Source organism: Variovorax paradoxus (genome assembly GCF_030815975.1).
GTDB lineage: Bacteria > Pseudomonadota > Gammaproteobacteria > Burkholderiales > Burkholderiaceae_C > Variovorax > Variovorax paradoxus_N.
The window spans coordinates 518,982-544,887 of sequence record NZ_JAUSXL010000002.1; the positions used below are offsets into that span (position 1 = coordinate 518,982).

Consider the following 25,906-nt stretch of genomic DNA (forward strand, 5'->3'; position numbering starts at 1 on the left):
TGAAGACCTCCGGAATGCTAGCATGTTGCGCCGCAACAACGCAGCCGGCGCATCCTTTCTAGACCAGGAAAAACATCGCAATGAAAGCCAGCAAGACTCCTGCGCCGCCCAAGCGCCGGCAAGCCGAAGACCAGCCGCTGATCGACGACATCCGGCTTTTGGGCCGCATCCTCGGCGACGTGATCCGCGAACAGGAGGGCGAGGAGAGTTATGCACTGGTCGAGAAGATCCGCACGCTGTCGGTGGCTTTCCGCCGCGATGCCGACCAGGCCGCCGACCGCGCGCTCAAGAACCTGCTCAAGGGCCTGAGCGCGGCCGAGACGGTGCGCGTGATCCGCGCCTTCACCTATTTCAGCCACCTGGCCAACCTGGCGGAAGACCGGCACCTGATCCGCCGCCGCACCGAGGCCGAGCGCGCCGGCGAAGGCGCCGACGGCGACCTGCAGACCGCGCTCGCGCGCATCCGCAAGGCCGGCGTCAAGCCCGACGAGGTGGTGGCTTCGCTGGCACGCAGCTATGTGTCGCCCGTGCTGACCGCGCACCCGACCGAAGTGCAGCGCAAGAGCATCCTGGACGCCGAGCGCGCCATTGCGCAGTTGCTCACCACGCGCGACGAGATCAAGCTGCGCCAGGGCGCCTACGCCGCAGCCAAGGACGCGCTCACGCCGCTCGAGTTTGCCGAGAACGAAACGCAGATGCGCACGCGCGTCACGCAGATCTGGCAGACGCGCCTCTTGCGCTTCTCCAAGCTCACCGTGGCCGACGAAATCGAGAACGCGCTGAGCTACTACGAAGCCACCTTCCTGCGCGAGATTCCGCGTGTCTACGCCGACCTTGAAAAGGCGCTGGGACAGGGCGGCACCGTGCCTTCCGTGGCGACCTTCCTGCGCATGGGCCAGTGGATCGGCGGCGACCGCGACGGCAATCCCAACGTCACGGCCGAAACGCTCGAATACGCCTTGCGCCGCCAGGCCGAACTGGCATTGCGCCATTACCTCACCGAAGTGCACTACCTGGGCGGCGAGCTCTCGCTGTCCGCCACGCTGGTGGACGTGTCGGTCGAAATGCAGGCGCTGGCCGAGCGCTCGCCCGACACCAGCGAGCACCGCAAGGACGAGCCCTACCGCCGCGCCCTCACCGGCGTGTATGCGCGCCTTGCGGCCACGCTGCGCGACCTGACCGGCGGCGAAGCGGCACGCCACGCCGTGCCGCCGCAGAACCCCTACGCGAGAGCCGAGGAATTCCTGGCCGACCTGCACACCGTGGAACAGTCGCTCGCCGAGAAGCACGGCAGCGTGCTGGCGGCGCCGCGCCTGCGGCCGCTGATCCGCGCGGTCGAGGTGTTCGGCTTCCACCTGGCCACGGTGGACCTGCGCCAGAGCTCCGACAAGCACGAGGCGGTGATCGCCGAACTGCTGGCCACCGCGCGCATCGAGCCCGCCTACGCCTCGCTGGCCGAAGAGGCCAAGCAGACGCTGCTGCTCAAGCTGCTGGACGACGCGCGTCCGCTGCGCGTGCCCGATGCCGAATACTCGCCACTGGCGCAGAGCGAACTCGCGATCTTCGCGGCCGCGCGCGCCGCGCGTGCGCGCTACGGCGCGGCAGCCATCCGCCACTACATCATCAGCCACACCGAGACGGTGAGCGACCTGCTCGAGGCGCTGCTGCTGCAAAAGGAAGTGGGCCTCTTGCGCGGCGCGATGGACGGCAAGGCCACCTGCGACCTGATCGTGGTGCCGCTGTTCGAAACCATCGAAGACCTGCGCAATGCCGCCCCCATCGTGCGCGCCTTCTATGCGCTGCCGAACATCCAGGCGCTGGTCGAGCGCTCGGGCGCCGAGCAGGACGTGATGCTCGGCTACAGCGACAGCAACAAGGACGGCGGCATCTTCACGAGCAACTGGGAGCTCTACCGCGCGGGCATTGCGCTGGTGTCGCTGTTCGACGAGCTCAACAAGAAGAAGAAAACCAACCCGATCCGGCTGCGCATGTTCCACGGCCGCGGCGGCACGGTGGGCCGCGGCGGCGGCCCGAGCTACCAGGCCATCCTCGCGCAGCCGCCCGGCACGGTGCGCGGCCAGATCCGGCTCACCGAACAGGGCGAAGTGATCGGTTCGAAATACGCCAACCGCGAGATCGGCCGGCGCAACCTCGAGACGCTGGTGGCCGCCACCCTCGAAGCCACGCTGCTGCCGCAGGCCAAGTCGGCGCCCGCCACATTCCTTTCGGCGGCCGGAGAACTGTCGACGGCGAGCATGTCGGCCTACCGCAAGCTGGTCTACGAAACACCGGGCTTCGGCGACTATTTCTTCGGTTCCACGCCGATCCGCGAGATTGCCGAGCTCAACATCGGCTCGCGTCCCGCCTCGCGCAACCCGAGCCACAAGATCGACGACCTGCGCGCCGTGCCGTGGAGCTTCAGCTGGGGCCAGTGCCGGCTCACCATTCCGGGCTGGTTCGGCTTCGGCTCGGGCGTGGAGCAGTTCCTGGCCTCGGCCGGAACGCCGGCCGCGCGCAAGGAGCGCATCGCGCTGCTGCGCCGCATGTATGCGCAGTGGCCGTTCTTTCGCACCCTGCTGTCCAACATGGACATGGTGCTGGCCAAGAGCGACCTCGCGCTGGCTTCGCGCTACGCCGAACTCGTGACCGACCGCAAGCTGCGCCAGAAGGTGTTCTCGATGATCGACGCCGAGTGGCACCGCACCTCCGACGCGCTCACCCTCATCACCGGCGCCAAGCAACGGCTCGAAGGCAACGCCGAGATGCAGCGCTCGGTGCGCCACCGTTTTCCGTACATCGATCCGCTGCACCACCTGCAGGTCGAGCTGATGCGCCGCTTCCGCGCCGGCGAAGGCGGCGAGCGGCTGCAGCGCGGCATCCACATCTCCATCAACGGGGTGGCGGCCGGCTTGCGCAACACAGGATGAGTGGGAAAGACCTCGTTGTGCGCCGTCTCCTACGCAAACAATCGCGCAATGGCAATCCGTAAGGTCAATTAAGAGAGTAGGGTCGGGGACGTTCAAAGTTTCTCGCTATCTCTCGCAATCGCGCGGCAGCTCGAGTCGTATTCAGGAGCCCGTTGCAATGTCTACCCCACAGTCACTTACCCATTCACAGATCGATTTCGTCAATAACGATTTCGAAGCGCTGGCCTCCCACATGCGCCATTGCGCACGCGCCCACGGGCGATGGTTCTCGATGCGAAGCCACATGGAGCGGGTGCGCGCACTCGCTGCGGGCCGGATCGTCACGATGGCCTGCGTTGCGGTCGCTTTCGGTATCGGGCTGTTCGCCGTCGCTTGAGGGTGGCAGAGGCTGAACCGACCCGGGCTGCAATTTCCCCCGAGAGGGGGCAAACAGGCAGCACCCTCCTCGAATTCCAGGCAAAGGCGGCGCGATGAGCGCCGCCTTTGTCGTTGACCGGCTCGCGGATCTCAGCGCGTACGCGCGCACGCTGCTCCTCGCCCCCCACGATCCGGTGGCCCCGCCGATCCGCGCCGAACTCTTCGGAGCGCAGCGCTTCGAACAGCACGGCCACAGCCTGGCCCGGGCCCAGGCGGTCGAACACGACCCCCGCCGCGCGCGCGAGGGAGCGCCCTTTTTCCCGCGCGTGGACGAGAACCTCGAATCGCTGCGCAGTGCCTTCGACTACATCGCGCTGATCTCGCAGAGCGGGCGCTATGTGTCTCCCGCGGCCGAATGGCTGCTCGACAACTTCCATCTGGTGGAAGCGCAACTGCAGCAGATCCACGACGGCGTGCCGCGCAGCTACTACGCGCGCCTGCCCAAGCTCGCTACGCCGCCGCTCGCGGGCCTGCCGCGCGTCTACGGCATTGCGTGGGCCTATGTGGCGCATACCGACAGCGTGCTCAACAAGACGCTGTTCACCGCGTTTCTCAACGCCTACCAGGACATCGACGAGCTCACGCTCGGAGAGCTCTGGGCGCTGCCCACCACCTTGCGCGTGGTGCTGCTCGAGAACCTGCGCCGAGTGGCCGAGAGCATTGCGGAGAACAAGGTGGCGCTCGAAATTGCGCACGCGGTCTGGGACGCGGCGCCGCATCTGTCGACGCCGGACCTCGATTCGCTCTATCGCGCATTGCAAAGCCACAACCTGCAGGACGCCTACCTCACGCAGCTCTGGCAGCGCCTGCCGGTGGAGCATGGCGAGAACGTGCCGGCGCTGGTGCGCTGGACCGAACAGCACTGCCCCAACGGGCCGGCGCTGATCGGCGAGGCGCAGAACGCGCAGGCCGCGGCCAACCTCACGGTCGGCAACATCATCACCACGCTGCGCATGGTCGGCCAGGTCGAGTGGAGCGACCTGATCGAACCCGTCAGCCGTTCGCTGCGCGTGCTGCGCGAGCTGCCGAGCTTCGCGGATGAAAGCGAACTCACGCGCCAGCAGATCACGCATGCGATGGAGCGGGTTGCGCGCGACAGCGGCCGGTCCGAGCGCGAGGTGGCGCGGGCCGTAGTGCGGCTCGCGGCCGCCGCGCCGGCCGACGATGCCGGCGCTGGCACCGGTCGCTGCAACCGCGGCGATCACGGCGACCGCGCCGACGGCACCGCCGGCTATTACCTGTTCGGCCACGGGCGTGCCGAACTGATCACGGCGCTGCAGTCCGAGGCAGCGGCGGGCAGCGCCGGCCGCCCGCCAAGAATCCTGCGGCCGCTGCGCCGCCGCCGCGGCTGGCGCCTGCCGGCCTATGTGCTCTCCATCGTGCTGGGCACCGCGTGGCTGCTGGCGGCCGTGGCCAACGGCCTGCCGCAGCCCCGGGACTGGACCACGGCCGCGGCGATGGCGCTGCTCGCATGGCCGCTGTCGGAGGCGTTGATCGCCCTGGCGCAGCGCATCATGGCCGAGTCGGTGCGGGTGCAGGCATTGCCGCGCCTCGACTTCGCGGCCGGCATTCCCGAACGGCACCGCACGCTGGTCGTCATTCCCACGCTGCTGAGCTCGCCCGCGAACACCGTGCAGCTCGCCCACCGGCTCGAACTGCACTGGCTCGCCAACCGCGAGGCGCACGCCCAGTTCGCACTGCTGACCGACTGGGCCGACGCCCCGCAAGCCTCGCTGCCGGAAGACGCACCGCTGCTCGACGATGCCATTGCGCGCATCGCCGCCCTCAACGCGAAATATCCGGCGCCTGCCGGCGCGGCCCCGCGCTTCCTGCTGCTGCACCGGCCGCGCAGCTGGAGCGGCACCGAGGAGCGCTGGATGGGCTGGGAGCGCAAGCGCGGCAAGCTCGAAATGCTGATGCGCCTCTTGGCAACCGGCGACGCCAGCGGCTTTCTGCCGCTCGCGCCGGGCCAGCAGCTGGCACCGGGACGAACGCCCTATGTGCTGACCCTCGACAGCGACACCGGCCTGCCGCCCGGCGCGTTGCGCGACCTGGTGTCGATTGCCGCCCACCCGCTCAATGCGCCCGAGATCGATGCGCAAAGCCGGCGCGTGGTGGCGGGCTTCGGCATTCTCCAGCCGCGCATCGTGACGCCGTTCCCGATGCGCAGCGAGCGCTCGTTCTTCCACTGGATGTTTGCCGGGCAGTGCGGGCTCGATCCCTACGGCAGCGGCGCCTCCGACATCTACCAGGACGTGTTCGGCAGCGGCTCCTTCACCGGCAAGGGCCTGCTGAACGTGCGCGCGGTGCATGCCGCGCTCGACCAGCGCCTGCCCGAAGGCGCGGTGCTGAGCCATGACCTGCTCGAAGGCACGGTCGCGCGCTGCGCGATGGTGAGCGACGTGGTGCTGATCGAGGACCACCCGCACCACTCCGGCGTGGCCGCATCGCGCGTGCACCGCTGGGTGCGCGGCGACTGGCAGCTGCTGCCGCTGCTGTGGCGCGCCAGGCACTTCGGCATCGACGCGCTCGGGCTCTGGAAGATGGGCGACAACCTGCGCCGCTCGCTGGTGGTGCCCGCCTCCTTCGCGCTGCTGGTGCTCGTGATCTTCACGCAGGCCATGCCGCTGGGATGGGCGCTGGCCGCGGTCGCCTCGGCGCTCACGCTCGGACCGCTGCTCGGCGCCCTGGCCGGCCTGGTGCCGACGCGCCGCGCCATCGAGCTGCGCCACTTCTTCGATGTCGGCGCGGTCGAGCTGCTGCGCGCCATGGCGGGCGCGGCCTGGCAGTTCGTGCAGCTGGCGGCACAGACGCGCCTGCTGCTCGATGCGATGTTCCTGGCGACGTGGCGGCTGACGGTCAGCCGCAGGCACCTGCTCCAATGGACCACGACGGCGCAGGCCCAGGCCCAGTCCAGCCAGCAGCTGCCGCCCTTCCTGCGCAATGCGGCCCTCAGCAGCGTGCTTTGCCTGGCACTGGCCGTGGCAGCGGCGCGCTGGAGCGCCTATCCGGTGGCCGGGCCGCTGCTGTTCGTGGCCTGGGCGCTGGCGCCGTTCGCGGCCTGGTGGAGCAGCCGCGTCGATGCGCGGGTGCCCGATCCGCTCCGCGCCGAACAACGCAGCTACCTGGAGAAACTGGCGCACGACACCTGGCGCTTCTTCGAACACGTGGTCGGCCCGGAAGACAACCACCTGCCGCCCGACAACCTGCAGCTCGAGCCGCAGCCGACCATCGCCCACCGCACCTCGCCGACCAACATCGGCATGTACCTGCTGGCCGCTTGCTGCGCGCGCGAGTTCGGCTGGATCGACACCGCGGCGCTGCTCGCGCGCATCACCGCCACGCTCGACACCGTCGAGCGCATGCAGAAGCACCAGGGCCATCTCTTCAACTGGTACCACACACTGACGCTGCAGCTGCTGCCGCCGGCCTACGTGTCCAGCGTGGACAGCGGCAACTTCGCGGGCCACCTGGTGGCCGTGGCCCAGGCCTGCCGCACCTTCGCCGCGGAAGGCTGCCAGAGCCACGAGGAACCCGCGCTGGAGGCGCTGGCACAGCGCTGCGATGCGCTGCATGCGGGCATGGATTTCAGCGGCCTCTACGACCCCAAGCGGCACCTGTTCCACATCGGCCTGCGCGTCGAGGAGAACGTGCTCGACGCGAGCTACTACGACCTGCTGGCTTCCGAGGCGCGCTTGCTGAGCTTCCTGGCGATTGCGAAGGGGGATGTACCCCGCCGCCACTGGATGGCGCTGGGCCGGCCGTTCCTGCTGGTGGGTTCCCAGCCCGGCCTCAAGTCGTGGTCCGGTTCGATGTTCGAGTACCTGATGCCGGCGCTGGTGATGTCCGAGCCCGCCGACGGCCTGCTGCAGGTGGCCAACGCCGCGGCCATCGCCGCGCAGCAGGCCTTCGGCCGTTCGCTGAAGCTGCCGTGGGGCGTTTCGGAGTCGGCCTACTTCGCGCAGGACCATTCGCTGGCCTACCAGTATTCGCCCTTCGGCGTGCCGCGCCTCGCGCTGCGCCGCACGCCGCCTACCGACCGCGTGGTGGCGCCCTATGCCAGCGCCATGGCCGCCGCGCTTGCGCCGGCCGCGGCGGTGGCCAACCTGGAACTGCTCGAATCGCTGGGCGCGCGCGGCGAGTTCGGCTTTCACGACGCGGTGGATTTCACCACCTCGCGCCAGGCCAATGGCCAGGACTTCACCGTGGTGCGCAACTTCATGGCGCATCACCAGGGCATGTCGCTGGTGGCGCTGTGCCATGTGCTGCGCACCGAGGCGCCGCGCCGCTGGTTCGGCAGCGCCGCGCTGGTGCAGGCGCACGAATCGCTGCTGCACGAGCGCACGCCACGGCAGATCATCGGCAGCGCCGACCCGCGCACGCCGCCCGAGCCCAGCCTGACCGAACTGGCGCCGCTGTTCCAGCCCCGCGCGGTGGACCCGACGGTGTCCGGCTTCCAGCCCACGCACTTGCTGTCGAACGGGCGCTACACGGTGGCCCTGCGCGCCAACGGCGCGGGCGTGAGCCGCTGGCATGCATTCAACGTGACCCGCTGGCGCGACGATCCGCTGCGCGACAGCCACGGCACCTTCTTCTACCTGCGCAATATCGAACAGGACACAGGCCCGCACGAACTCGTCTCGCTCACCGCCCTGCCCGCGCCCGGCGCCGGCTGGACCTACCGCACGCGCTTTCTCGCCGAGCAGGTGCAGTTCGAAGCCGCCGGCGATGGCTTGCAGGTTCGCACCACGGTGCTGATCAGCCCCGAGGACGACACCGAACTGCGCAACATCACGCTGCACAACGCCGGCGAAGAGACCCGCACGCTCGAACTCGTCTCCTACTTCGAGCCGGTGCTGTCGTATCCCAAGGCCGACGAGGCGCATCCGGCCTTCGCCAACCTGTTCGTCGAAGCGCGCTGGGAGCCTTCGTGGCGTGCGCTGCTGCTGACGCGCAAGCCGCGCCTGCACGGCGACCCGGTGGTGGCCGCCGCGCACTTCCTCGCCTCGGTCGATGCCCATGTGCTTTCCGTCGACTGCATGACCGACCGGCGCGCCTTCATCGGGCGCAACCGCTCGCTCGCGAGCCCCGCGCTCGATGCGCAGCCGCTGGCGGCCGACGGTACGCCGGTGAACGGCCTCGACCCCATCGCATGCCTGCGCGTGCGCCTGTCGATCGCACCGGGCGCCACCGCGCGCCTGAGCTTCGCCACCGCCGCCGACGAAAGCATCGAGGCGCTGATGCCCAGCATCGACCGCTATCTGGAGCCGATGCACGTCGAGCGCGCCACGCGCATGGCCGCCACGCTGGCGCAGGTGCGGCTGCGCGACCTGAGCATCGCGCCCGCACAGACCTTTGCGCTGCAGGACCTGACGACCATCCTCACCTACACCACGCCGCGCGTGATGAAGGACCGCGGCTTGGTCGACCTGCGGCAGATCTGGCGCTTCGGCATCTCGGGCGACAAGCCCATCGTGCTGGTCGCGATCCATTCGATGAACGGCATGGGGCTGGTCAACGCACTGCTGCGCGCGCAGCCCTGGTGGGGCTTCGGCGGCGTGGCCTGCGACCTGGTGGTGCTCAACAGCGAGCCGAACTCCTACCTGATGCCACTGCAGCGCGAGATCGAGGCCCTGCGCCTGCGCGTTGCGCACCAGACCCAGAACAGCTTTCCGCGCAACGACACGGCGGGCTTCTACCTGCTGCGCGACCACGAGGTGGCACCCTCGGAGAAAGCCGCGCTTTCGAAGCTGGCGCGCGTGGTGTTCACCGCCGACGGGCGCTCGCTCGAGCTGCAGGTGGCGGCGCTGCACGAGGCGCGGGTCGACCCCGGCACGGACGCCGAGGCCCCGGCGGCATCGTCGCGTGCCGCCTTGCTGGCACGGCCCGCGGCGGCTTCTTCCGCGAAAGCGCCCACGGGGGGCTTCGATGCCGAGAGCGGCGAGTTCCGCTTCGAGGTCGACGCCGCCCACCGCACCCCGCGCCCCTGGATCAACGTGATCGCCAACGCCGGCTTCGGCTTCCAGGTGTCCGAATGGGGCACCGGCTTCACCTGGGCCGGCAACAGCCGCATGCACCAGGTCACGCCATGGTCGAACGACCCGGTGCAGGACCCGGCCTTCGAGCACTACCTGCTGCAGGACCTCGCCTCGGGCGCCCTGCTGCCGCTCACGCCGGCGGGCCAGGGTGCGGGGGATGGCGGCGACGTGCGCCACCGCGTGCGGCATGGCCAGGGCTACACGGTCTTCGAATGCCGGCAACGGGAGCTGGCCCTCGAGACCACCTTCTTCGCGGACCGCGACGATGCCGTCAAGCTGGTGCACGTGCGCGTGCACAACCAGGGCTCCGGCCCGCGGCGCCTGCGCGCCCTCGGCATGGTCGAGTGGCAGCTCGGCGCCGCGCGCGGCGAACGGCGCACCATTCACTGCTGGAAGCCGGAAGACCAGCCCGCGGTCTTCGGGCAGCAGCGTGAATCGAGCACGGGCTTCGGCGGCAGCACGGCTTTCCTGCTGCTGGCGGGATTGCAAGGCGCGACGACGGGGGCCACGCAGTGGACCTGCGACCGCAACGAATTCTTCGCCGGGCGCGGCATCGTCGAAGTGCCCGACACGCTGGCGCGGCGCGCCGGCGGCGGGCTCGACGCCTGCGCGGCCATCGGCGGCGAATTGGTCGTTGGCGCCGGCGAAAGCGCCAGCTTCACCTTCGCGCTGGGCCACGCCGCCGACGCCGACGCGGCGCTGGCGCTCGCTCGCCGCTGGCGCCAGCGCGACGTGCCCGAAGCGCTGGCGCAGGCGCGCGGCTTCTGGGACGAGCTGCTGGGCCGCCTGCAGGTGCGCACGCCCGATCCGCTGTTCGATGCCATGGTCAACCGCTGGCTCATCTACCAGACGCTGGCCTGCCGGCTCTGGTCGAAGGCCGGCTTCTACCAGGCCGGGGGCGCCTTCGGCTTTCGCGACCAGCTGCAGGACGCGATGGCCTTCGCGCTCACCGATCCATCGCGGCTGCGTGCGCAGATCCTGGTCAATGCGGCGCGGCAGTTTCCCGAAGGCGACGTGCAGCACTGGTGGCACATGCCTGGCGGCGCCGGCGTGCGCACGCATTTTTCGGACGACCTGCTGTGGCTGCCCTTTGCGACGGCGCACTACGTCGAGGTGACCGGCGATGCAGCGCTGCTCGACCAGGTGGCAGGGTTCATCGAGGGCCCCGCGATTCCCGAGGGCGCCGAAGACGCCTACTACGCGCCGCAGCACAGCGGCCGCACGGCCACCGTGTTCGAGCACGGCGCGCTGGCCATCGACCGCAGCCTGAAGACCGGCGTGCACGGCCTGCCGCTGATGGGCACCGGCGACTGGAACGACGGCATGAACCGGGTCGGCCATGAAGGCCGCGGCGAATCGGTCTGGCTGGCGTGGTTCCTGTGCAGCGTGGTCGAGCATTTCGCGCCGATTGCGCAAGCGCGCGGCGAGCACGATCGGGCCGCGCGCTGGAACGAGGCCCGGCGCGGCTGGATCGCTGCGCTGCACGATGCCGGCTGGGACGGCGCCTGGTTCCGCCGCGCCTTCTTCGACAACGGCGCGCCGCTCGGTTCGTCGGCCAACGACGAGTGCCGCATCGACCTGATCGCGCAAGCGTGGTCGGTGCTCTCGGGCGCATCGGACGACGCCCACACCGGGCCCGCCATGGCCGCCGTCAAGAAGCATCTGCACGATGAGCCGGCCGGCCTGCTGCGCCTGTTGACGCCGCCCTTTGCCCACTCGGCCAACAATCCCGGCTACATCCAGGCCTACCCGCCCGGCGTGCGCGAGAACGGCGGACAGTATTCGCACGGCGCCGTGTGGGCGCTGATGGCGCAGGCACTGCAGGGCGACCATGAAGCGGCATGGCAAAGCTTCGAGGGCCTGAGCCCGGCGCACCGCGCGATGCATCCGCAGCGCGGGCCCGCCTACGAACTGGAGCCCTACGTGATGGCCGGCGACATCTACGGCGCCGCGCCGTATGTCGGCCGCGGCGGCTGGAGCTGGTACACCGGCTCGGCCGCATGGCTGCACCGCGCCGCGGTCGAAACGCTGCTGGGCCTCTGCGTAAAAGGCCGCATGCTCTCGCTGACGCCGCGCGTGCCTGCGCACTGGCCGGGGTTCGAGATTGCGCTGCGGCTCGGGGAGCAGCGCCTGACACTGCAATGGGGGACGCCCGATGCCGCCGGAACGCCCACGCACCATGCCGCCATCGGCGAATGGATCGACTGGCAGGCGCTGCCGGCCAATGCGGTGCTGCGGGTGGGTTAAGGTCCGCGAGCCGATTCCATCCTGATATCCATGACCACCATCCAGTCCCGCCGCAAGCTCATCGTTTTCATCCTGCTGTGCGTGGCGGTCGCGGGGGCGCTGGTGCGGCATTACGCGGAGCGCGGCACGACCACGCGCGACATCGGCACGTTGCTGATGGTGCTGTGGGTGCCCATCATCGGCAACGTCATTGCCTGGCTCATCGGCAAGCTGCCGCGGCGCGCGCCGCCGGCCGAGCCCGCCACCTTCGATGCCGCGCGTGCGTTCACGCCCCACCTTCGGGCCGAACTCACGCTGCGCCCGCCGGCACTGCCTTCGCACGACGTGCCGCTTGCCGCGGGGGAATACCGCTGCGCGCTGGTGATCGACAACGAAGGCTTCTCGGCCCGCTGGTTCGTGCCGCCGGGAGAAGTGCTCGCGCGGGGAAAGCCGCATGCGCTCGACATCGAGCTTCTGTCGCCGCAGACCGCCGTGGCGCGGTTTCCTGCGGGTGCGGTCTTTCGCGTGCTGGTGAGCGACTCCTTCATCGCCGACGGGCGGGTGCTGCCGGCGCCATAGCGAAGGCCGGGTGGCGATCGCCACCATCGCGGTGGCTCGAACGCGCACGCGATTGCAAAAAGGGTCGATTGTTCGCCCTGGGGAAACTGACTACTGCCGCCGGGCCCCTTTGTGGCGGACCTGTCCGCTCCGACACTGGACAGCCTTTCGCAACAACGTGTCGGTGCGCGCTTGCCGACGCGGTCCAGGACCTTCCCATGATGAATTCACCCAGCAGCAATCCCTGCGTCGACGATCTTGCGCCCGAACCGGCCAAGACCACCCGCTCCGCCTGGCTGGCGGTCGGCTCGATCGCCGTCGGCACCTTTGCCATGGTCTCGACCGAGTTCATGCCGATCGGCCTGCTGACCGACATCGCGCGCGGCCTGAACGTGTCCGACGGCACGGCCGGCCTGATGATCACCATGCCCGGCGTGCTGGCCGCCTTTGCCGGCCCCGCGCTGATCGTGGCGTCGGGCAAGCTCGACCGGCGCACCGTGCTGATCGCGCTCACCACGCTCCTGATCGCCTCGAACCTGCTCGCCGCCTTTGCGCCCAACTTCGCCACCATGCTGGTCGCGCGCCTGATGCTCGGCCTGTGCGTGGGCGGCTTCTGGACCTTTGCGCCGGCCGCCGCCACGCAGCTGGTGCCGGACGCCTCCAAGGCGCGCGCCATGTCGCTGGTGCTGGCGGGCGTGTCCGCCGCCACCGTGCTGGGGGTGCCCGCCGGCTCGTTCCTGGGCACGCAGTTCGGCTGGCGCGCCTCGTTCGCGGTGACCGGCGCGCTTGCGGCCGCGGTGCTGCTGGTGCAGCTGTGGCTGCTGCCCGCCATACCGCCGGTGCGCGCCATCGGTGCGCGCGACCTGCTCACGCCGCTGACACGCCGCATGGCGCAGGTCGGGCTGCTCGCGGTGCTGTTCTTCATTGCCGGCCACTTCGCGGCCTACACCTACCTGAAGCCGCTGCTGCAGCAGGTGTTCGGCCTGGCGCCGAACGCGGTCTCGACGCTGTTGCTGGTGTATGGCGCGGTCGGCTTCATCGGCACCTTCGTCGGCGGCAGCCTGGTGGCGCGCAGCGTGCGCGGCACGACGCTGCTGGCGGCGCTGATGCTCGCCACGGCACTGCTGCTGTCGACCATGATCGGCAGCGGCATGGTGGCCGGCGCGGTGGTGGTGTTCATCTGGGGCGTGGCCTTCGGGTTGATCCCGGTGGCGCTCACCGGCTGGATGATGGAGGCCGTGCCCGACGCGCCCGAGGCCGGCCAGGCGCTGCTCGTGAGCGGCTTCCAGGTGGCGATCGCTTCCGGCGCGCTGATCGGCGGCGTGACGGTCGACAACTTCGGCATCTCGAGCACGATGGTGCTGAGCGGCGTGCTGGTGCTGATTGCCGCGCTCATCGTCGGCACGCTGGGCCGCGCGCGCGGCGGCGCGGCGGCGCTGGCTACTTCGGCCGAATAGCGCGTCCGGGCCTTTTCCCCGCCGCGACGATCGCATCGAGCACCACGCGCAGGGCCTTGTTGACCGGCTTGTCGCGCCGGATGACCACGGCCAGCGTGCGGTGCATGCGGGGGTTCAGGCGGCTGATCTTCAGGCCCGGGTGCGCGCCGCGGCCCTCCATGGCCATGCGCGGCACGATGCCGTAGCCCAGCCCGGCGGCCACCATTTCCTTCATGGCCTCGACGCTGCCCAGCTCCATGACGGGCTGCGGCTGCAGGCCTTCGGCCGCGAACCAGCGGTCGACCAGCTTGCGCGTGTTGGCCGCGGGCTCGAACAGCACCAGCGGCAGCGCGGCCAGGTCGGCCGGCGCCACGCGCGCTTTCAGCGGCGCGAGATCGCTGCGGCCGATGGCGACGAACTCGTCGTCGAGCACCTGCATCACGCTCAGCGAACGCCCCGCAGCCGGCAAGGTGACCAGCGCGAGATCGATGCTGTTCTCTTCCACCTTGCGCACCTGGTCGTCGGTATTGCCGGTGCTCACCACGATGCCGAGCGCCGGGAACTGCTCGCGCAGGCCGCGCAGCACGGCCGGCAGGAAATGCAGGCAGGCGGTGGCGCCGGTGCCCAGCCGGACCCGGCCCGTCACGCCGCTCGCATGGCCCGCCAGCGCATCGATGGCGTTCTCCACCGCGGTCTCGATGTGGTGGCTGTGCCGCAGCAGCTCCGCGCCCGCCGGCGTGGCCCTGGCGCGCTTGCCCACACGCTCGACCAGGCGCACCGCGAGCCTGCGCTCCAGCTGGCGGACCTGCAGGCTCACCGCGGGCTGTGTAAGGCCGAGCCGGTCGGCGGCGGCCGAGAAGCTGCCGGTTTCGATCACCAGCCCGAAGGACTTGAGCTGGTCGAGGTTCAGTGTCTTGTTCAAAGTATTTCTTATGCCTTGCATAGGTCAGCGAAGCTTCACTTATCGATCGTGCAGCGTCAAGATCCGGGCCATGCCTTCGCCCATCCGAGCTTCCGCCGCCACCGTTGAAATCCTCGATGCCGAGCCGCACCACATGGCCTCGATCCAGGCCATCTACAGCCACTATGTGCTGCACGACCTGTGCTCCTTCGAGGAAGAAGTGCCCAGCGTCGATGAGATGCAGGCGCGCCGCGCCGACGTGCTTGCGCGCGGCCTCCCCTACCTCGTCGCGGTGAAGGATGGCGAAGTGGCCGGCTATGCCTATGCGAGCCCCTACCGCAGCCGTTCCGCCTACCGCCACACGGTGGAAGATTCGATCTATGTCGCAGCAGGCCTGCAGGGCCACGGCATCGGCCGGGCGCTGCTCCAGGAGGTGATCCGGCGCTGCACCGACGGCGGCTTCACGCAGATGGTGGCGGTGATCGGCAACAGCGCCAATGCCGGCTCGCAGCGCGTGCACCAGAGCCTCGGCTTCGAGACGGTGGGCGTGCTGCGCAACGTCGGCTTCAAGTTCGGGCAGTGGGTCGACACCGTGCTCATGCAGCGTGCGCTGCGCTGAGCCGGGCCCGGCGCGCGGATGGCTCGCGCTGCTGTGCGCGAGCCGGCTGCTGCAGGCCATGGTGGTCACCGCCTATTCCGGCGTGCTGCCCTTCATGATGGCCGACTGGCACATGACGGCCGCGCAGGCCGGTTCGATCCAGAGCGCGTGGCACATCGGCTACATGAGTTCGCTGTTTGCCGTAGGCCTGTTGGCCGACCGCTACGGCCCGCACCGCGTCTTCTTCATCGGCAGCGCGATCAGCGCATGCTCGGCACTGGCTTTTGCCATCTTCGCGCACAGCCATCTTTCGGCGCTGCTGCTTTACGGCCTGGCCGGGCTTTGCGCGGGCGCCTCGTACACGCCGGGCCTGCAACTGCTCGCGCGCAACGCCGAACCCGCCGTGCGCGGCCGGGCGATGGGGCTCTTCCTCGGCGCGGCGTCGACGGGCTACGCCTTGTCGCTGGCGGTGGTGGCGGCATTCAGCCACGCACAGCAGTGGCGGCTCGGCCTGCTGGTGGCCGCGGGCTGCACGTTCGCGGGTGCGCTGCTGACGGTGCCGGCCCTGCGGCGCATGCGGCCGCCCGTGCCACCCGCCGGTATGGGAGCGGCACGCGAAGGCATCTGGCAGGCGCTGGCCGAGACGGTGCGCGACAAGCCCGCCATGGCCGGCAACTGGGCCTATGCCTTTCACTGCTGGGAGCTGATGGCCTTGTGGGCCTGGCTGCCGGCCTACCTGGTCGCCTCTGCCGGCGGCGCCGCGCCATGGCAGGGCGCGGGCATTGCGCTGGCGGCGTTCGCGCACTTGGCGAGCGTGTTCGGCAGCATTGGGGGTGGTGCCGCGTCCGACCGCTTCGGCCGCGCGCGGATCATGATGGCCGCCACGCTCATGAGCCTGTGCATGTCCTTCGCGTTCGGCTGGATGTGGACCTGGCCGCTGTGGCTGCTGGCCGCGATGGCCGCCATCTACAACCTGCTCGCGATCGCAGACTCTTCCGTCTATTCGACCGCGCTGGCCGACGTGGTGGCGCCGCACCGGCTGGGCGTGGCGTATTCGGTGCGCTCGGTGATGGGCTTCGGCGCGGGTGCGCTGAGCCCGTGGGTGTTCGGCCTCGCATTGGACTGGGGCCAGACGCGCTTCGGCCTCGGCAGCACGCACAGCTGGGTGGCGGCATGGAGCTCGGTCGGGCTTGGCGCGCTGCTGGGACCGTGGATGATCGTGCGCTTCGGCCGGCTGGAGCGCGCCCGGCGTGTTCGGTGAGCGTCGCGCTCCATCGCGCACGCGCGCTGCCGCTGCGCCGGAGCGCACACCCCCTCAGCCCCCGATCGGATATTCCATCGCCACCCGGATCTGCCGCGCATCGAGTTCGCCCTGCGCCTTGTTGCTGCGGTGCACGCCATATCGCAGCAGCAGGGCCAGCCCCTTGGCGGCTCCGTCCGGGACCGTATAGCGCAGCCACAGGTCGCGCTCCCAGTGCCTGCCGTCCTTGCCGTAGCCCAGCCAGGCATAGCCGCCGCGGGCGGGCACGCGGCTGCCGTCGATGCCGCTGCCGCGGATGTAGGCCGCGCCCAGGCTGAGTCCCGGCGCGCCCCAGCTTGCGGCGTCGACTTCGTAGCGCAGCTGCCACGACTGCTCGCGCGGCGCGTTGAAGTCCGACAGCTGCGCCGCATTGCCGAGCCAGATGGCGCCGCGTGTCACGTAGTCGAACGGCGTGTCGCCCGCCACCTTCTGCCAGCCCAGGCCCACGCGGTGCGCACCGTGGCTGTAGGTGCTCATCAGGCTGGCGGTGGTGTTGTCGACAGGGCCCGCCAGCGCGCGGCCCGTGTCCTTGCTGTGGTAGAGCTGCAGGTCGAAGGCCAGCGCGCGCTTGTCCTGCAGCGGCACCGTGTAGTAGGCGCCCAGGTAGCTGGTGCGCCAGGTGTCCTTCAGGCGGCCGAGGTAGGCCGTGAGCGAGAGCGAGGGAATGCCCTTCCAGATGCCGCCGGCAAAGTCGAAGGCATCGCCGCGCGGCGACTTCGGGTCGAGGTAGTTGACGACCAGCGGGTTGCCGGTGCCGCGCGCGTTGCGGTCGGTCGAGCCGGTGAAGCGGCCGGCCTGCAGCGTGAGCTTGTCGAACTCGTTGCTCGTGAGCAGCCAGCCGCGCATGGTCTCGGGCAGCAGGCGCGTGTCGGAGGAACTGAAGATCGGTGTCTTGGTGCGCTGCTCGCCTACCTTGAGAACGGTGGAAGAGATGCGCGCCTTGAAGGCCGCGCCGCCGCGCGCAATGCCGTCCTGCGCGTAGCCCTGGCGGTCCACCGGCAGCATGCGGATCTTGCCGACGCGGAAATCGTCGCCCTCGAGGTTCTGCGCGAAGTAGGCGTGCGCATCGGCGCCGAACCCGACCAGGCCGCGCGTGAAGCCCGACTCCACCGAGCCCATGAGGCCGTAGCCCCATTCTTCCGCGTAGTCGCTGCGCCTGGCCCGAGGCAGCGTGGCATTGCGCCCGCCGTTGCTCCTGCCGCCGTCGAGGTAGTCGCGGCGTTCGTAGACGGTGCGGTTCAGCAGGCTCCAGCGGGTGTCTTCGATGAAGCCTCCGGCGGTTTCGCGGGTCGGGTCCTCGGCGCCGCAAGCGCCGCCGGCGAGCACCATCAGCGCGGCGCCCCAGCAGCTTCTGACCACCGGGAAGCGCCATCGAGGGCCTTGCACCAGGGGCGACGGGGCTGCGGGGAACGTTGTCGAATGCAGGCGGGTCATGTCGTGGCCCTCCTCATTCCGGCGCATGCGCGAGCCGGAAGGACAGCGTGGCCAGGTGCTCGACCTTGTCGGTGGCGGCTGGATCGTCCGAAGGCGCGTCGTGCTTCGCGGCGATCACGTTGAGCCCCTGGTTGCGCACCGGCAGCGTGACGGTGCCATCGGCGGCGCTCAGGAGCGGTTCGCCATCCGGGTCGTTGAGAAAGTCGGCCAGCACCGGCACGCCCGCGGCGGGCTTGCCGCGGTAGAGCACGCGCAGGCGCAGCGGCTGGCCCCGCATCGCGGGCAGCGCGGCGTCGATGGGCACGATCTGCAGCGCATGCCCAGGCAGGGCCGCGAGCGGCTGGGTAAGCGGCGCGCGCAGGTGGACCGCGTACTTGAAGTTGTGGCCGCTGGCAATGGCGCCGGCCACCTCGCTCTTCGGCTTCTTGAGCCACTGCCCATCGGCCGACTTGGTCCAGATGCCGTTGTCCAGCACGGCGGCCACGACCGCGGGCTGCTCGCGCAGGTCGACCAGCGCAAGCTTGCCGGCCGCCTCGAGCGCGGTGGGCACCGAGCGGCCCGCTGCGTCGTAGCCTGCGATCGACTTGATCAGCGGCAGGCGCTTGGCGGCGTCAAGGTCGTCGCCGCCCTCGCCGTAGATCAGGGCCAGGTCGCCCGAGCGCTGGGCGAACCAGATGCCATGGGCCTGGGCCGCCATCGATGCGGCCCACATCAGCGACACCGCCATGGCGCCGCGCAACCAGGGATTGCGAAGGAATGCCATGGCGGTCACAGGTACTTGAGCCAGGCGATGTCGCGGCGCCGGGCCTTGAAGGCGGCGAAGGCGCGCACGGCCGGATAAAGCAAGGCGGCGAGCGCGAGCGCGCAGAGCCACACCATCCAGAGGGCGTCGAAGCCGAAGACCTTTCCCTTGTTGACGCCCCAGGCCGCCTCGGCGCCCAGGTAGAGGAACTTCAGCACATACAGGTGCAGCACATAGAAGAACATCGGCGCGGCGCCGAACACGGCGAGCCAGGCCATCCAGCCGCTGCCCTGCCGGCGCTCGAATCCGCGCAGCACCAGCAGCCCGATGCCGAGCGTGAGCGCAATGAACAGCAGCGACGGCGGGTACTTGGTGATGTTGACGAAGCTCATCGCGCTGGCCAGTGCGGTGTCGCCCGCCACCCAGGGCTTGTCGCCATAGACGTTGAGCGCACGCAGCACGAGGAAGCCCGCGAGCAGCCCCCATCCGCAGGCCAGCAGCCGACGCTGGCGCTGCTGCGCATCGGCGGCGGGCAGGAACCACGGCCCGGCGGCGTAGCCGAGCGCGATCACGCCGATCCACGGCAGCAGCGGATAGGAGGTGCGCATCTTCAACGTGTCGCTCACTTCGATCCAGCCGCGGTCGTGCAGGATGGCCCATGGCACATGCAACACGTGGCCGACCGGAAAGTGCACGCCGTCGAGCAGGTTGTGGCCTGCGACCAGCACGATGCCCAGCACGATGAGCACCTTGCGCGGCAGCCACACGAGCGCCGCGAGCGCCAGCATGCTCAGGCCGATGATCCAGATCACCTGCAGGAACACCTTGGCGGGCGGGAACTGGAAGGTCCACGCGAAGTTGATGACGGTGACTTCGAGCAGCACGAGGAACAGCCCGCGCTTCCACAGGAAGGAGGAAGCGGCCGCGCGGCCGTCGGGCTGCTTCGAGGCGTAGAGAAAGGCCGACAGCCCGGTCAGGAACACGAACACCGGCGCGCACAGATGCGCCAGCAGGCGGCTGAAGAACAGCTCGGGCGGCGTCTCGGCGACGACCATCGGATCGGGCACCTGGTGGTGCAGGAAGAAGGTCTCGCGCACGTGGTCCAGCAGCATGAACAGAATCACGAGGCCGCGCAGCGCATCGATGGAAAGAAGCCGGGCCGAAGCGGCGGCCCGGACGCCGGCAAGGGCCGCGGCAGGCGACCCGGCCTGGCCCGGCAAAGGAGTGGATGAGATTTCGGTCATTGCATTATTGAGAATTGATTCCCAATATCGTACACACCGAAACTTCTTTTCTCCGGTCTACTCGCCCAAAAGTTCACCGATCGGCTGTAAATCTTCGACCCGGTCGCATATCGACTTGATCACCATGGTGATGGGAATGCCCAGCAGCAGCCCCCACACGCCCCAGAGCCAGCCCCAGAAGATCACGCCCACGAACACGGCCACCGGGTTCATGCGGCTGGTGCGGCTGGTGAGCCAGGGCATCAGCAGGTTGCCGATCAGCGTATGGATGGAAAGGGACACGCCGCTGACCAGGATGCCCATTTGCAGGCTGTTGAACTGCAGGAAGGCCACCAGCCCCGCGGCCACCAGCACGATCACCGAGCCGATGTAGGGAATGAGGTTGGTCACGCCCGCAATGATTCCCCACACGGGGGCACTCTCGACCCCGATGGCCCAGAACGCGAGGCCGGTCGTCAGGCCCACCAGCGCGCTGACCAGGATCTGCACCAGCAGGTAGCGCTCGATGTTGAGGGTGATGTCGTCGAGCACATGCACGGTGATCTTTTTCTTCTGCAGGCTCGGCCCGGTGATCTTGATCAGCTTGCGCCGGAAAGTGTCGCCGGAGCACAGCGCGAAGTAGGTCAGGAAGGCGACCAGCGTGAGCTGCCCCGCGGCCGCGAGCAGGCCGACAGTGCCGCTGAGCACGTAGTCGCGCACATTGAAGGGCGGCCGCTCGACGACGACGCGCGCGACGCCCTTGCGGGCCGCGACGCGCGCGGAGTTTTCCTCGGCCGCCTTTTCGAGTTGCGCGGCCGCCTGCTGCACGCTTTCGAGCGGCGTGGCGCTGGCGCTCCTGCTGCGGCGCATGGCCTGCCCCAGTTTCTGGGCCGCGATGGGCAGCGACTCGACCAGTTGCGTGGCGCTGCCCGAGAGCGAGTAGCCGGTCCAGCCCAGGCCGCCGAACAGGCCGACGAGGATCAGCGCCGCGCCGATCCAGCGCGGCAGCCGCAAGCGGTGCAGCCGCTCGACCAGCGGCGACAGCGCGTAGGTCAGCAGCAGGCTCAGCATCAGCGGAATGAAGACGGCCTTGCCCCATTGCAGCGCGAAGACGCTGGCCAGCACCGCGAGCACCACCAGCGAGACGCTGCGCACGTCGACCGGCATGTGCAGCAGCATGCGTTCGGGCTCCGGCGCCGGCACCGGCGGCAGTTCGGGCGGCACGGCGTCCGGCGGGGGCTCCGGCGCGGGTTCCGGTGGCTGCTCTGCCGGGAGTTCCGCCGTCGGCGGGGGCTGCGGCGCTGCCGGCGCCTCGCCGGTCGTCTTGGTGTTATCGGTCATCGCGCTTCCTTCAGCACTTCACGCACTGCAGCCAGTTGCCGCCGCGACACCGCGACGGGTTCGGGGATCGCGTCGAGCCGCAGGGCCCAGCCTTCGGCGTCTTCCCCGTCATCGTATTTTTCGAGTGCACGGATGGCCGAGCGCGCCACCAGCGCATTGCGGTGCACCCGCAGGAAGCGCGCGGGATAGCGCTCCTCGAATTCATTCAGCGAACCGTCCAGGATGTGGCTGCGCGTGGCGGTGCGCACCGTGAGGTACTTGTACTCGGACTTCAGGTAGAGCACCTCCGACAGCGGCACCCGCTCGGCGCGGCCGCGGTCCTGGATGAGCACGCTTTCCTGCTGGGCGTCCGCCTGCTGCAGCGCGCGCCGCTCCTTCAGGAAGCGCTCGGCCTTCTGCAGCGCCTGCTGAAGGCGTTCGGCCCGCACCGGCTTGGTCAGGTAGTCGACCGCGTCGAGATCGAAGGCCGTCACGGCATGGGCCGCATGCGCGGTGACGAACACCACGGCCGGTGCATCGGCCCTGTCGCGCAGGGCGCGCGCCACCTCGATGCCGTCGATGCCGGGCATATGCACATCGAGCAGCACGAGGTCGAGCGCCATGCTGTCCAGATATTTCTGCGCCTCGGCACCCTGGGCGGCCTCGGCCACCACTTCGGCGGCGGGCGAGCGGCAGTCGCGCAGCAGGGTCCGCAGGCGCGAGCGGGCCAGGGCTTCGTCATCGACGATCAGGGTCTTGAGAGTCATGGTTCGGCGGCGGGAATGGCGATGCGCACGCGGTAGTTCTTGTGGTCCATGCCGGCGCTGAACTGCATCTGCATGTCGTGCAGCAGCCGCAGCCGGTCGCGCACGTTGGCCAATGCAATGCCGTGGCCGCGCGGCAGGGGCTCGTCGGCCCAGCGCAGCGGCGGCAGGCTGTTGACCACCTCGATCACCACCACGCTGCCGCGGCGCTCGGTGCGGATGCGCAGCTTGGCGCCCTCGGGGCTGGGCTCCACGCCGTGCTTGATGGCATTTTCCACCAGCGGCTGCAGCAGCAGCGGCGGCAGGCGCGCGCTGCTGGCCGCGGCATCGAGGTCCCAGCGGATGCGCAGCCGGTCGCCGAAACGCACCTGCTCGATGGCCAGGTAGCGCTCGGCCAGCGCAATCTCGTCGGCCAGCGTGCCCGATTCGCCCGGGTCGGCCAGCGCCTGGCGAAACAGCTCGGCCAGGTCTTCCAGCATGGTTTCGGCCTTGGTGGGCTCCTCCCGCACCAGGGCAATGGCGCTGTTGAGCGTGTTGAACAAAAAATGCGGGCGGATGCGCGACTGCAGCTCTTCCAGCCGGGCCGTCATGGCAGCGGGCGTCTGGCCGCGCGCACGCAGCACCATCGCCGCCATGACCATGCCCGCGATGAAGGCGCCCGCCACGGCACTGGCGAGCCACGGCGCCGCACCCAGCACGCCGGTCAGGCGCAGCAGGCCGCAGCCGTAGAGCGAGGAAACAGCGCCGAGCACGGCACCCGCCGCGTACTGCGCCTGCCGCGGCAGGCGCCCAAGCGGCTTCTTGAGCCCGCAGGCCGCCACCAGCCACAGCAGCGTGGCCGGCAACGCGCCGCCCGTGACGGTGGCGGCCTGCACCAGCCATTCCCCGGGGGAGGCCGACACGAACAGCGTGGCGGTTGCCACCAGCGCCTCCACGAAGAGCACCGCGCGCAGCACCACCCCGATCTGGCAGGCGTCGAACAGCCCGGGGCTGCCGCGCGCGGGCAAACGCCCTCTTTCCGGCGGGGACGCAGGCGTGGGGGTGGAGGTGGCCGATAAAATCGCCGGATTGCGCATCACAGATACATTGGGTAACCAAACCCATTATTGCCTCTCTGGCACGGCTCCCATGACTCAAAACCAACTCGACAAGAAATCCGAAGCCTGGTCGGCCCTGTTCTCCGAACCCATGAGCGACCTCGTGAAGCGCTACACCGCGAGCGTGTTCTTCGACAAGCGCCTGTGGCAGGCCGACATCGAGGGCTCCCTGGCCCATGCCGGCATGCTGGCCGCCCAGGGCATCATCGCCAAGCAGGACCACGCCGAGATCGAGCGTGGGATGGCGCAGATCCGCGCTGAAATCGAATCGGGCGCCTTCGAGTGGAAACTCGACCTCGAAGACGTGCACCTGAACATCGAGGCCCGGCTGACCCAGCTGGTGGGCGACGCCGGCAAGCGCCTGCACACCGGCCGCAGCCGCAACGACCAGGTCGCCACCGACGTGCGCCTGTGGCTGCGCGGCGAGATCGACCTGATCGCCGAGCTGCTGGTGGCGCTGCAGGTGTCGCTGGTGGACATCGCCGAGAAGAACGTCGAGGTCATCCTGCCCGGCTTCACGCACCTGCAGGTGGCGCAGCCGGTGAGCTTCGGCCACCACATGCTGGCGTACGTGGAAATGTTCAGCCGCGACGCCGAGCGCCTGCAGGACGTGCGCAAGCGCGTCAACCGCCTGCCGCTGGGCGCCGCCGCGCTGGCCGGCACCAGCTACCCGCTCGACCGCGAGCTGGTCGCCAAAACGCTGAAGATGGACGGCGTGTGCCAGAACAGCCTGGACGCCGTGAGCGACCGCGACTTTGCCATCGAGTTCAGCGCCGCCGCCAGCCTGTGCATGGTGCACATCAGCCGCATGAGCGAGGAGCTGATCCTGTGGATGAGCCAGAACTTCGGCTTCATCCAGATTGCCGACCGCTTCACGACCGGCTCTTCGATCATGCCGCAGAAGAAGAACCCCGACGTGCCCGAGCTGGCCCGCGGCAAGACTGGCCGCGTGGTCGGCCACCTGATGGCGCTCATCACCCTGATGAAGGGCCAGCCGCTGGCCTACAACAAGGACAACCAGGAAGACAAGGAGCCGCTGTTCGACACCGTCGACACGCTCAAGGACACGCTGCGCATCTTCGCCGAGATGATCGGTGGCATCACCGTGAAGCCCGAGGCCATGGAAGCCGCCGCCCTGCGCGGCTACGCCACCGCCACCGACCTGGCCGACTATCTCGTGAAGAAGGGCCTGCCCTTCCGCGACGCGCATGAAACCGTGGCCCACGCGGTGAAGGCCGCCACCTCGCACAAGGTGGACCTCGCGGAGCTGCCGCTGGCCGTGCTGCAGCAGTTCAACCCGAGCATCGAGAAGGACGTGTACGACGTGCTGAGCCTGCGCGGCTCGCTCAACGCGCGCAACATCCTCGGCGGCACCGCGCCGGCTCAAGTGAAGGCGCAAATTGCGCGCCATCGCACCCGGCTGGCCTGACGCTCAAGGCCCCGCTTGTTCTACGCCATCCCGCTCGAAAACAAACCGAGCTGGCGCAATCCACCGTGGATGACGGTGCTGCTGATCCTCGTGAACATGATCGTGTTCTGGGGCCCACAGCGCAGCGAGGAAAAGGCCGACGAGCGCGCGGCCCACTACTACGCGCACAGCGTGCTGCCCGAGCTGGAACTGCCGCCCTTCGTGGAGTGGCTCGAAAAAACGGACCCCAAGCGCGGCAAGCGGGCGCGGCGCATGCTGCCGCACGAGGAAGCCCATCCGCAGTTGCTCGATGGCCTCCAGAACGACAGGAAGTTCCTGCACAAGCTGCAGGCTGACGAGGTCATCACGCCCGCGAACCCGCGCTATGCCGAATGGAAGCGTGACCGCCAGCAGTACGAGGCGATGCGGCCTGTGCCGTTCACCGAGCGCTGGTCGCTCGACCATGACAAGGGCGCCGAGCTCAAGCCCTGGACCTGGATCACCGCGGCCTTCCTGCACGCCGACACCGGCCACCTGCTGGGCAACATGCTGTTCCTCTTCCTGTTCGGCTTCTCGGTCGAACTGGCGCTGGGGCGCGGCACCTACCTGGCCTTCTACCTGCTCGGTGCCGTTGGCTCTTCGCTGCTGGCTGGCTGGGCCTATGCCGGCAACGGCGGCCATGGCCTTGGCGCCTCGGGTGCGATCTCGGCGCTGATGGGCATGTACGCCGTGATGTACCGGCTGCGGCGCATCCGGTTCTTCTACCAGCTCTTCTTCTATTTCAACTACGTCACGGCGCCGGCCCTGCTGCTGCTGCCGGCCTGGATCGCCAACGAACTGATGCAGCAATGGTGGGGTGATCAGGGCGTCGGCTACATGGCCCACCTGGGCGGCCTGCTGACGGGCGCCACGCTGATGGCCGGTGCCATGTGGCTGGGCCGCGTCAAGACGCCCGAAACCGTGAAATCGGAAATGGTGACCGACGACGATCGCTTCGAACAGCACGTGTCCGCCGCGCGCAAGCTGTCGGCGGCAATGAAGTTCGAGCCCGCCTGCGCCGAATGGCGCGCCGCCGCCGCATTGCGCCCCGGCGACACCGACACGCTGCGCGCCTGGTTCAACACCGCGCGGCTGCAGCCCGCGGGGGAAGACTTTCATCAAGCCGCGCGCCGCATCTTCCGCCTGCCGGCCACCGACCCCGACACACTGGCCCTGCAGCACGCCAGCTACACCACCTACCTCGACCAGGCCAAGCCGGGCGCGCGCCTGAAGCCCGACGACATGGCCCGCCTGGCGCGCCGCTTCACGCGCGTGCGGCAGTTCCAGGACGCCGACAAGCTGTGCCGCGTGCTGCTGAAGATCGCGCCCGACCATCCGGAGCTGGCCGACACGCTGTCGGTCTGCGCCAACGGCCTGCTGCATGCGGGCGAGCGCGACATGGCCGTCGGCTGGCTGCCGCATCTGCTGCGGCTCGCGCCCAACGACATGGTGACGCGCACCCTCGAGCGCGCCTGACA

At 69.4% G+C, this 25,906-nt stretch carries 16 protein-coding genes; 9 read left to right on the forward strand and 7 right to left on the reverse strand.

Going from position 1 to position 25,906, the window contains the following annotated elements; genetic code table 11:
• Positions 1-80: 80 nt before the first annotated feature.
• The 5 genes from ppc to QFZ47_RS06275 all read left to right on the forward strand — a co-directional run bounded on the left by ppc (position 81) and on the right by QFZ47_RS06275 (position 13,623).
• Positions 81-2,927 carry a phosphoenolpyruvate carboxylase gene (gene ppc, locus QFZ47_RS06255; RefSeq protein ID WP_307654819.1) on the forward strand — a complete coding sequence of 949 codons (2,847 nt, stop codon included), beginning with the start codon at positions 81-83 and terminating at the stop codon, positions 2,925-2,927.
• A gap of 157 nt (positions 2,928-3,084) precedes the next feature.
• Positions 3,085-3,303 carry a hypothetical protein gene (locus QFZ47_RS06260; RefSeq protein WP_307654820.1) on the forward strand — a complete coding sequence of 73 codons (219 nt, stop codon included), beginning with the start codon at positions 3,085-3,087 and terminating at the stop codon, positions 3,301-3,303.
• A gap of 94 nt (positions 3,304-3,397) precedes the next feature.
• Positions 3,398-11,629 (forward strand): glycoside hydrolase family 94 protein, encoded by an 8,232-nt coding sequence (locus QFZ47_RS06265; RefSeq protein WP_307654821.1) that lies wholly within the window; start codon positions 3,398-3,400, stop codon positions 11,627-11,629.
• Positions 11,630-11,659: 30 nt separating this feature from the next.
• Positions 11,660-12,187 carry a hypothetical protein gene (locus QFZ47_RS06270; protein ID WP_307654822.1) on the forward strand — a complete coding sequence of 176 codons (528 nt, stop codon included), beginning with the start codon at positions 11,660-11,662 and terminating at the stop codon, positions 12,185-12,187.
• 197 nt (positions 12,188-12,384) lie between these two features.
• Positions 12,385-13,623 (forward strand): MFS transporter, encoded by a 1,239-nt coding sequence (locus QFZ47_RS06275; protein ID WP_307654823.1) that lies wholly within the window; start codon positions 12,385-12,387, stop codon positions 13,621-13,623.
• On the opposite strand, the gene QFZ47_RS06280 is transcribed toward QFZ47_RS06275, so the two are convergent.
• The gene (locus QFZ47_RS06280; RefSeq protein WP_307654824.1) at positions 13,607-14,545 is read right to left on the reverse strand and encodes a LysR family transcriptional regulator; all 939 of its coding nucleotides are present in this window, start codon (positions 14,543-14,545) and stop codon (positions 13,607-13,609) included. The two genes, QFZ47_RS06275 and QFZ47_RS06280, sit on opposite strands and share 17 nt — an antisense overlap.
• A 49-nt stretch (positions 14,546-14,594) precedes the next feature.
• Here QFZ47_RS06280 and QFZ47_RS06285 point away from each other — a divergent pair, with 49 nt between their 5' ends.
• Together QFZ47_RS06285 and QFZ47_RS06290 are read left to right on the forward strand one after the other, a co-directional pair.
• Entirely contained in the window at positions 14,595-15,122 is a 528-nt protein-coding gene (locus QFZ47_RS06285) for a GNAT family N-acetyltransferase (protein ID WP_307654825.1), read from the forward strand.
• Positions 15,109-16,362 carry an MFS transporter gene (locus QFZ47_RS06290; protein WP_307654826.1) on the forward strand — a complete coding sequence of 418 codons (1,254 nt, stop codon included), beginning with the start codon at positions 15,109-15,111 and terminating at the stop codon, positions 16,360-16,362. The genes QFZ47_RS06285 and QFZ47_RS06290 overlap by 14 nt, the downstream gene beginning before the upstream one ends.
• 54 nt (positions 16,363-16,416) lie before the next feature.
• On the opposite strand, the gene QFZ47_RS06295 is transcribed toward QFZ47_RS06290, so the two are convergent.
• From QFZ47_RS06295 to QFZ47_RS06320, 6 genes are read right to left on the reverse strand one after another with little or no spacing between them, the layout of a single operon-like run.
• Positions 16,417-17,835: an OprD family outer membrane porin gene (locus tag QFZ47_RS06295; protein ID WP_307654827.1), complete on the reverse strand. Its 1,419-nt coding sequence runs from the start codon at positions 17,833-17,835 to the stop codon at positions 16,417-16,419.
• 13 nt (positions 17,836-17,848) lie between these two features.
• Positions 17,849-18,598, reverse strand: a complete 750-nt coding sequence (locus QFZ47_RS06300) for a DUF4198 domain-containing protein (protein ID WP_307654828.1) — start codon at positions 18,596-18,598, stop codon at positions 17,849-17,851.
• A gap of 5 nt (positions 18,599-18,603) precedes the next feature.
• Positions 18,604-19,821, reverse strand: coding sequence for an acetyltransferase domain-containing protein (locus QFZ47_RS06305; protein ID WP_307654829.1), 1,218 nt, complete (start codon positions 19,819-19,821; stop codon positions 18,604-18,606).
• Positions 19,822-19,878: 57 nt separating this feature from the next.
• Entirely contained in the window at positions 19,879-21,141 is a 1,263-nt protein-coding gene (locus QFZ47_RS06310) for an AI-2E family transporter (RefSeq protein ID WP_307654830.1), read from the reverse strand.
• Positions 21,138-21,887, reverse strand: a complete 750-nt coding sequence (locus QFZ47_RS06315) for a LytR/AlgR family response regulator transcription factor (protein WP_307654831.1) — start codon at positions 21,885-21,887, stop codon at positions 21,138-21,140. The genes QFZ47_RS06310 and QFZ47_RS06315 overlap by 4 nt, the downstream gene beginning before the upstream one ends.
• Positions 21,884-22,960, reverse strand: a complete 1,077-nt coding sequence (locus QFZ47_RS06320; protein WP_307654832.1) for a sensor histidine kinase — start codon at positions 22,958-22,960, stop codon at positions 21,884-21,886. The genes QFZ47_RS06315 and QFZ47_RS06320 overlap by 4 nt, the downstream gene beginning before the upstream one ends.
• Before the next feature lie 52 nt (positions 22,961-23,012).
• Between QFZ47_RS06320 and argH the strand changes: the two genes are divergently transcribed.
• Together argH and QFZ47_RS06330 are read left to right on the forward strand one after the other, a co-directional pair.
• Complete coding sequence (gene argH, locus QFZ47_RS06325; protein WP_307654833.1) at positions 23,013-24,410, forward strand: argininosuccinate lyase; 1,398 nt, start codon at positions 23,013-23,015, stop codon at positions 24,408-24,410.
• A gap of 15 nt (positions 24,411-24,425) precedes the next feature.
• Positions 24,426-25,904: a rhomboid family protein gene (locus tag QFZ47_RS06330; RefSeq protein WP_307654834.1), complete on the forward strand. Its 1,479-nt coding sequence runs from the start codon at positions 24,426-24,428 to the stop codon at positions 25,902-25,904.
• The last annotated feature ends 2 nt before the right edge of the window (positions 25,905-25,906 follow it).